At 65.7% G+C, this 7,648-nt stretch carries 7 protein-coding genes; all 7 read right to left on the bottom strand.

Features of this window, described 5'->3' with window-relative positions; genetic code table 11:
- Nucleotides 1-381: NADH-quinone oxidoreductase subunit NuoI (nuoI, locus tag M3498_19010; protein MDQ3461359.1), on the bottom strand; the 381-nt coding region annotated here is incomplete at its 3' end.
- 102 nt (nucleotides 382-483) lie between these two features.
- The gene (gene nuoH, locus M3498_19015) at nucleotides 484-1,500 is read right to left on the bottom strand and encodes an NADH-quinone oxidoreductase subunit NuoH (GenBank protein MDQ3461360.1); all 1,017 of its coding nucleotides are present in this window, start codon (nucleotides 1,498-1,500) and stop codon (nucleotides 484-486) included.
- Complete coding sequence (gene nuoG, locus M3498_19020) at nucleotides 1,500-4,049, bottom strand: NADH-quinone oxidoreductase subunit NuoG (GenBank protein MDQ3461361.1); 2,550 nt, start codon at nucleotides 4,047-4,049, stop codon at nucleotides 1,500-1,502. The genes nuoH and nuoG overlap by 1 nt, the downstream gene beginning before the upstream one ends.
- Nucleotides 4,046-5,404 carry an NADH-quinone oxidoreductase subunit NuoF gene (gene nuoF / locus M3498_19025; GenBank protein MDQ3461362.1) on the bottom strand — a complete coding sequence of 453 codons (1,359 nt, stop codon included), beginning with the start codon at nucleotides 5,402-5,404 and terminating at the stop codon, nucleotides 4,046-4,048. Before nuoF ends, nuoG begins: the two co-directional genes overlap by 4 nt.
- Complete coding sequence (gene nuoE, locus M3498_19030; GenBank protein ID MDQ3461363.1) at nucleotides 5,401-5,943, bottom strand: NADH-quinone oxidoreductase subunit NuoE; 543 nt, start codon at nucleotides 5,941-5,943, stop codon at nucleotides 5,401-5,403. The genes nuoF and nuoE overlap by 4 nt, the downstream gene beginning before the upstream one ends.
- 57 nt (nucleotides 5,944-6,000) lie before the next feature.
- Complete coding sequence (gene nuoD / locus M3498_19035) at nucleotides 6,001-7,155, bottom strand: NADH dehydrogenase (quinone) subunit D (protein MDQ3461364.1); 1,155 nt, start codon at nucleotides 7,153-7,155, stop codon at nucleotides 6,001-6,003.
- Between the two features lie 127 nt (nucleotides 7,156-7,282).
- Nucleotides 7,283-7,648, bottom strand: a 366-nt coding sequence (locus M3498_19040; protein ID MDQ3461365.1) for an NADH-quinone oxidoreductase subunit C, incomplete at its 5' end; no start/stop codon positions are given.

Here is a 7,648-nt window from a genome sequence, read left to right on the forward strand (position 1 = left end):
GTATTTAAAGTCGGCGAGTTCGAATTCGTGTCCGAGCACGACCGCGCCGGTCGGGCACGCCTCCTCGCAGAAACCGCAGAAGATGCAGCGCAGCATATTGATTTCGTAAATGCTCGCGTAGCGCTCACCCGCCGAGGTCGGATTCTCCGGGTCGTTCTCGGCCGCCTCGACATAAATCGCGTAGGCCGGACAAGCCGCCGCGCAGAGCGAGCAGCCGATGCACTTTTCCAGGCCGCTGCTGGGGTGACGCAGGAGATGGTGCCGCCCCCGAAAGCGCGGTTTGATGTCGGCGGGCTGTTCGGGATAGGCCACGGTCACGGGCTTCTTGAAGAGGTGCCCGAGCGTGACCCCCATGCCCTTGGCGATATCCAACACGCTCATGATGTACCTCCAATATACAGGTTCGGTTGGAAAGTTTGAAGGTTTGAAGGTTGGCAAGTTAAAGAACCTGCTAACCTTTCAACCTTTGAACTTTTAAACTTCTTAAAGAACAAAAGCTACCACCACCGCCGTGAGGAGCGCGCTCAGGAGCGCGATCTCGAAGAGCCAGATCCAGCCGAAGCGCATGAGCTGGTCGTAGCGGAACCTAGGTAGGCTGCCGCGCAGCCAGATGAACAAGAACATGAACAGCGCCATCTTGAGGACCAGCCAGACTATCGGCCACTCGGCCATGCCGGGGATGAGGGCGTTCATAAAGGCCGGACCGCGCCAACCGCCCAGGAAGAGCGTCGAGATAAAGGCCGCCGCGGTCATCATGTTGACGTACTCGGCCATCTGGAAAAGCGCCCACTTGAGCGACGAGTACTCGGTCATGTAACCAGCCACGATCTCCTGCTCGGCCTCGGGCAGGTCGAAGGGCGTGCGGTTCACCTCGGCGATGGCCGAGATGACGAAGGTCACAAAGGCGACCGGCTGCAGGATCAGGAGAATGGCGCTCCCCGCCTGCCAGTCGACAATCTCGCGCAGGTTCAAGGTGCCCGTCAGCATGATCAGGCCGAGGACCGAAAGGGCCAGGCCGAGCTCGTAGGAGATGAGCTGCGCCGACGAGCGCAGGCCGCCCAGGAGCGCGTACTTAGAGTTGCTGGCCCAGCCCGCCAGGAAGATGCCGTAGACCCCGATGCTGGTCGCCGCCAGGATGAAGAGCAGGCCGATGTCCAAGTCGACGATCCAGGGGTTATAACCGAAAAGGCTGCCGGCCGGCCCGGCGGGAATGGCGGCAAAGGCCGACAGCGCGAAGGTGATCGAGACAAAGGGCGCCAGCAAGAAGACCACCTTGTCGGCCCCGGTGAGGGTGATGTCCTCCTTGAAGATCGACTTGATGGCGTCGGCGATGGGCTGAAGCAGGCCCAGCGGCCCGGTGCGGTTGGGCCCCAGGCGGTGCTGCATGCGCGCCAGCAGGCGGCGCTCGACCAGGGTCATGTAGGCAAAGGAGCCCAGGAGCACGGTGCAGAGCAGCAGCCCCTTGATGAAGGTGACGAGGAGCGAGCCTTCGACGAGCATTACTTTCCCGCTCCGCTCACGCCTGTGCCGCTCAGCAGGCGGCTGTCGGGCAGGTCCTCTTGAGGCAGCGGGGGCGGGGGCAGGGGCTCGATGCGCACGAGGTCGCCCGCCAGGTCGATCTCGCACATCCCCGCGGGCTGGTCGGGCAGGGCGGGAAGGAGCATCAGGCCCTCGGGCTGGCCAGCGTCGAGCCGCACCCTCGCCAGGCGCTCGAAGCCTGTCACGCTCACCCTGACGCCGTCACCGTCCGCGAGCTCGTGCGCGCGCGCGTCCTTGGGGTGCAGGACCAGCGCCGGGTCGCCGTAGACCGCGCGCAGGTGCGGGTTGCGCCCCAGCCTCTCGGGGCGGGCCATCTTTGGCACCAACAGGAGGTTGCCCGAACTCCTCTTGCCCTTGCCGCGCCTGGGCGGCTTCGCGGCCTTGACCTCGACAGCTTCGACCTTGACAGCTTCGACCTTGACAAAGGCCCCTTCGGGCGGCAGCTCGGACAGGTCTACGCCCAGGGTCTTTTTGAGCTTGCGGTGGGCGCTCCTGACGCTGCGGCCGTCCATGCGCCGGCCGAGCGCCTCGCCCAGCCACTTGACCACGCCCATGAAGTCCTCGCTCGTCCCGGCGTCTACCGGCGCGGGCTGGGTCCTCAGGAAGCGGCCCTCCAAGTTGACGGTCGTGCCCTCCTTTTCGTAGCCCGTCTTGGCCGGCAAGACGACGTGGGCGAGCTTGGCCGTCTCGGTGAGAAAGGCGTCGTGGACGACCAGGAGCTCGAGGCCCGGCAGGTCGGGGTCGGCGAGGCCTTCTCTCAGCGAAGCGTCTTGCGCCGGGTCGAGACCGGAGAGGATGAGCGCCTTGGCGCTGCCGCTGAGCATGTCGCGGTACGAGAGGCCGGCCTTGCCGGGCAGGATGCCGATGGCTTGCAGGCCGTAGGCGTTCGCCATCGGTCCCAGCGCCATGAGCTTGGCGCCCGTCCTCTGGGCGAGGGCCGCTACCGCAGCGCAAGCCTCGCGCGAGCTCAACATAAAGGCGCCGTAGACGATGACGGCGTTCTTAGCCTCCTTCAGCCTCCCCACGGCGGCGGCAAGCGCCTCTTGGCTCAAGCCGGTCTTGCTCTCGGCGTCCTCGACCTGCTCGCCGCCTGAGGCGGCGAGCAGGCTTTGCGCGAGTGCCGCCTCGCCGCCCGCCGGATAGACGGCGGCGCGGCCGGCATGCCCCATCAGGTCACAGGGATAGGGGTTCAAGACGGTGAGAAGCTCGCGCTCTCTGGGCATGCGCTCCTTGAGGCGCAGGTCCGCGAGCGGCACGCCGTGGGGCAGCAGCTCGGGCGGCGCCACGCCCTTCATGGCGTCCTTGATGCGGATGTCGGCGATGGGCGCCTCCTCGGTCACGTCGCCGAGGACCATAATGGCGTCGCTGGTGGCCAGGTCGGTCAAGGTCGCCCGCTCACCCTGAGGGATGACCGAGGCCGCCGGGCGGGGAGAGTGGTCGAGCCCGCTCGTGCCCAAAAATTCCGCCAGGGACTGCGCGGCTACGCCCTCCTCGAGCGTGCTATCCGCTCTCAGAACGATGCCCACATCCTCCCCGGCGACGTTCGCCAGCTTGTCCTTGATGTAGGCGGTGGCCTCTGCCCAGGTGACGGGGACCAGTTCGCCGTTCTCCCTGAGCAGCGGTGTCCTCAGACGGTCGTCCGCGGCGGCGTACTCGTGGCCGAAGCGCCCGCCGTCGCAGAGCCAGTCCAAGTTGACCTCGGTGTTGCGCGCGGCCTTGATGCGCTCGATGCGACCGGTGCGCGCGTCGATGGTGACCGCGCAGCCGACGGGGCAGTCCAGGCAGGTCGAGCGCGTGTGGTGGTATTCCCAGTTGCGGCCCCGGAAGCGGGAGGTGGTGTCTAGGAGCGCGCCGACCGGGCACATGTCGGTGATGTTGCCGGTGAAGTTGCTGGGCAGCCCCTCCTGGGCCGAGCCGATATAGGTGTGCACGCCGCGCTCGATGAAGTCTAAGACCTCGTCGCCGGGGATCTCCTCGAAGTAGCGCACGCAGCGCTTGCAGTGGATGCAGCGCTCGCGGTCCAAGGTGATCACCGCCGAGAGGGCGTGGTACTTCTGCTGGTGGCGCTTGTCGAAGACAAAGCGCGACTCGCCGGTGCCGTACTCGTAGGAGCGATCCTGCAGTTCGCAGGCGCCGCCCTTGTCGCAGGTCGGGCAGTCGAGGGGGTGGTTTAGAAGCGTGAACTCGATCATCCCCGCCTGGGCGTCTTTTACTTCACGAGAGAGGGTGTCGACGACCATGCCCTCCATGACGGCCGTGGTGCAGGTCGCCATCAGGTTGGGAAAGGTGAAGATCTTGGGCTCGCCCGTCGCCTCGTCCCTGATCCACTCGCCGTCCTTGTCCTTGCGCGGCGCACCGACCTTGGCCAGGCACATGCGGCAGGCGCCGATGGGCGACATGTACTCCTGCGAGCAGAAGTAGGGCACGTCGTAGCCCGCCGCGAAGACCGCGTCGAGGGCGGAGGTATTGGGAGAGAGCTCGAGTTCTACGTCGTTGACTTTAATTTTCATTCCGTCCACCAACTCGTCTTCGCGTACATCGGCGCGCCGTGCGCGATGAGGTGCTCGTACTCCTCGCGAAAGAGCTTGATGCTCGACTGCACCGGGCTTAAGCAGGCGTCGGCCAGCGGGCAGAAGGCCTTGCCCTTGATGTTTTGCGACATGTTCTCGATCAGTTCCAGGTCGCCCCTTTGGCCGTAGCCGCGCACCAGCTTGGCGTACATCTTGACCATCCAGCCGCTGATGCCCTCGCGGCAGGGCGTGCATTTGCCGCAGGACTCGTGGGCGTAGAAGCGCACCAGGTTCCAGGTGGCGTCGACGATACACTTTTCCTTGGGGATCAAGATAACCCCGCCGGTGCCCAGCATCGAGCCCTTCTTGGCGAGCTGGCCGTAGTCCATGGGCGTGTCCAGGTGCTCATCGTCGAAGGGCAGCATCGGCGTCGACGAGCCGCCGGGGATAAAGGCCTTGATCTCCCCCACGGGGCCGCCGCCTAAGTCGTAGATGAGCTCGCGAAAGGTCGCGCCCATCGGCAGCTCGAAGACGCCGGGCTTATGCGCGGGCCCGCTCAGCTGGTAGAGCTTGGTGCCCTTGGAGTCGTCGGTGCCCATCGAGGCGTACCAGGCCGCGCCCCGCGCGATGATATGCACCGCGCTGGTGAAGCTCTCGACGTTGTTGATGGTGGTGGGCAGGCCGTAGACGCCCGCCTGCGCCGGGAAGGGCGGCTTGAGGCGCGGACTGGCCCGCAGACCCTCAAACGAGTTCATCAGCGAGGTCTCCTCGCCGCAGATGTAGGCGCCGGCGCCGCGGTGCAAGATGATGTCGAAGTCGAAGCTCGAGCCGAACAGGCCCTTGCCCAGGTAGCCCGCCTTCCTAGCCTCGTCGATGGCCGCCTTGAGCCGCTCGTAGGCGTGGTAGTACTCGCCGCGGACGTAGAGCACGCCCTTGGTCGCGCCGATGGCGTAGCCGCCGATGACCATGCCCTCCAAGAGCTGGTGCGGGTCGTCCTCCATGAAGTAGCGGTCCTTGAACGAGCCCGGCTCGGACTCGTCGGCGTTGCAGACGATAAAGCGCTGGCGGCCGTCGACGGGCGGCATGAACGACCACTTGACGCCGGTGGGAAAGCCCGCGCCGCCGCGGCCGCGCAGGCCCGAGCTCTTCACCTCCTCGACCACGTCCTTGGGCTCCATGGCGGTGAGCGCCTTCCTGGCCGCCTCGTAGCCGCCGTGCGAAAGGTAGTAGTCAAGCGTCCAGGCGCCTTCCACGCCGACGTGGGCGTAGAGCGTCACCTCGAAGCGCGGGTCGCTCCGGCTGACGATAGGTTTGGGTTTGTCCGCGACGGCCCCACTCGTTCCAGCATCGCTCATTCGTTGTCCCCTCCGCGCTCGAGCCAGGGCTCCGGCCTCTTGCCCCTTCGCATGGCGTCCAGGAGCGCCCGGCAGCGCGACCGCGTCACGCGCTCGTAAAAGCTGTCACCCACCTGCAGAACCGGCGCGGTGCCGCAGGAGCCCAGGCACTCGACCTTTTGCAGGCTGAAGCGGCCTTCCCTATCGGTCTCGCCGTTGACGACGCCGAGTTCGTCGACGAGAAAGTCGTACATCTCGTCCGAACCGGCCAGCGCGCAAGACAGCGTCGCGCAGACTTGCAGGTGGAACTCGCCTACCGGCTGCTCGTGGTAGGTCGAGTAGAAGCTCATCACGCCCTTGGCTTCGGTCGGCGTCACGCCAACGATGGCGGCGATCTCTTCTAGGCGCGCCTCGGAAATGTGCCGCTCGGCGCGCTGCACCTCCCAGAAGAGGGGCATCAAGGCGCTGCGGCGGCCGTAGTCGGGGTAGCGGCCGAGGATCTCGCCCAGGAGCTCCTGCTTGTCCGCGAAAAAAGGTCTTATCGTGTCCAGTTCAATCATGTTCCATTAGCTTTCTAAAGAGCGAACCCTGGCTAAAGAGCGAACCCTGGCGCGCCCTCACTTGTCCACGTCCCCCATGACCGGGTCCAGGGAGGCGATGTTGACGACCATATCGGCGAAGAGGCCGTCCAAAGAGGCCGGCTCGAGCGCCTGCAGGTTGATCAGGCTGGGAACTCTCACCTTGACCCGGTAGGGCATCGAGCCGCCGTCACTGACGAGATAGTAGCCGAGCTCGCCGCGCGCGCTCTCGGTCGCTACGTAGACCTCGCCGCGCGGCGGGTGAAAGCCCTCGGTGACCAGCTTGAAGTGGAAGATAACGGCTTCCATCGAGTTCTCGAGCTCGCTCCTGGGCGGCAGGCTGATCTGGCGGTTGGGGTCGCGCACGGGGCCGGGCTCGAGCCTGTCCAGCGCCTGCTCGGCGATCCTCAGGCTCTCGGTCATCTCCTCGAAGCGCACCATGAAGCGGGCGTAGGCGTCGCCCGCACTAGCGAGCGGCACCCCGAAGTCATACCCTTCGTAGCCGCTATAGGGCTGCGCCTTGCGGAAGTCGAGGTTCACGCCGCTGGCCCGCAGGGACGGCCCGGTGAGGCCGTAGTCGAGCGCCGTCGCTGCGCTGAGCACGCCGATGCCCTGGGTGCGGCCCAAAAAGATCGGGTTGCGAGCGAACATGGTGGCGTACTGCTCGAGCATCCTGGGAAACGCTTCGATGAACTTGCGCGTGGCCGGCACGAAGTCCTCGGGGATGTCGTGCGACAGCCCGCCGACGCGAAAGTAGCCGTAGTTCATGCGCACGCCGCAGACCATCTCGAAGAGGTCCAAGATGGTCTCGCGCTCGCGGAAGGTGTAGAAGAGCAGCGTCAGGGCGCCCATGTCGAGGATGCCCGTGCCCAAAAAGACGAGGTGGCTGGCGATACGGTTGAGCTCGGTGAGCAGCACCCGTATCCCCTGGGCGCGGGGTGGGATCTGGGCGCCCAAAAGCTTCTCGACCGCGAGCACATAGGCCAGGTCGTGCCCAAAGGCGTGGAGATAGTCCATGCGGTTGGAGTAGGTGACGCACTGCTGATAGGTGCGGTTCTCCATGGTCTTTTCGAAGCCGGTGTGGAGGTAGCCGATCTGCGGCACGATCTTGCGGATGCGCTCGCCGTCTAAGTCCACCACCAGCCTGAGGACGCCGTGGGTCGACGGGTGCTGCGGCCCCACGTTGAGGCGCATGTATTTCGTCTGGAAGTCGCCGTGGCGGACCTCCTGCTGCTCGGTGATGCCCGGCGCGACCTGGACCGTTTCGACCCTCTTCTCGCCGGGCTCTCTGCCGGACGCCTGGTCGGGCTTCTTGTCGTCTTTAGCCACCCTTGATCCCCTTGCGGGTGCCGCCGCGCCAGCCCGTGAGACCCGAATCCCGACCGGTCAGGCCGGCGCGGAACGAGGCTGGGTCCAAAAAGCGGCCCTCGTTGAAGAGCGTCGGCGTCTCGCCGATGGGAAAATCCTTGCGGTGCGGGTGGCCGTCCAGGTCCTCGGGCGTGAGCAGCTTGCGCAGGTCGGGGTGGCCGTCGAACTCGAGGCCGAACATGTCGTAGACCTCACGCTCCATAAAGGACGCCCCCTTCCAGAGGCCGGTGATGGTCGGCAGGGTCTCGCCGTCGTCCAGGTTGACCCGGATGAAGAGGCGCTCGCCACTCTCGATGCCGTAGAGGTTGTAGACCACGCT

The sequence above is a fragment of the Deinococcota bacterium genome (genome assembly GCA_030858465.1).
Classification (GTDB): Bacteria; Deinococcota; Deinococci; order Deinococcales; family Trueperaceae; genus JALZLY01.

Bases quoted from the DNA above. Each gene is read 5' to 3' on its own strand.
- nuoH (MDQ3461360.1), bottom strand. From the start codon at position 1,500: ATGCTCGTCGAAGGCTCGCTCCTCGTCACCTTCATCAAGGGGCTGCTG.
- nuoG (MDQ3461361.1), bottom strand. From the start codon at position 4,049: ATGAAAATTAAAGTCAACGACGTAGAACTCGAGCTCTCTCCCAATACC.
- nuoF (MDQ3461362.1), bottom strand. From the start codon at position 5,404: ATGAGCGATGCTGGAACGAGTGGGGCCGTCGCGGACAAACCCAAACCT.
- nuoE (MDQ3461363.1), bottom strand. From the start codon at position 5,943: ATGATTGAACTGGACACGATAAGACCTTTTTTCGCGGACAAGCAGGAG.
- nuoD (MDQ3461364.1), bottom strand. From the start codon at position 7,155: ATGCGCCTCAACGTGGGGCCGCAGCACCCGTCGACCCACGGCGTCCTC.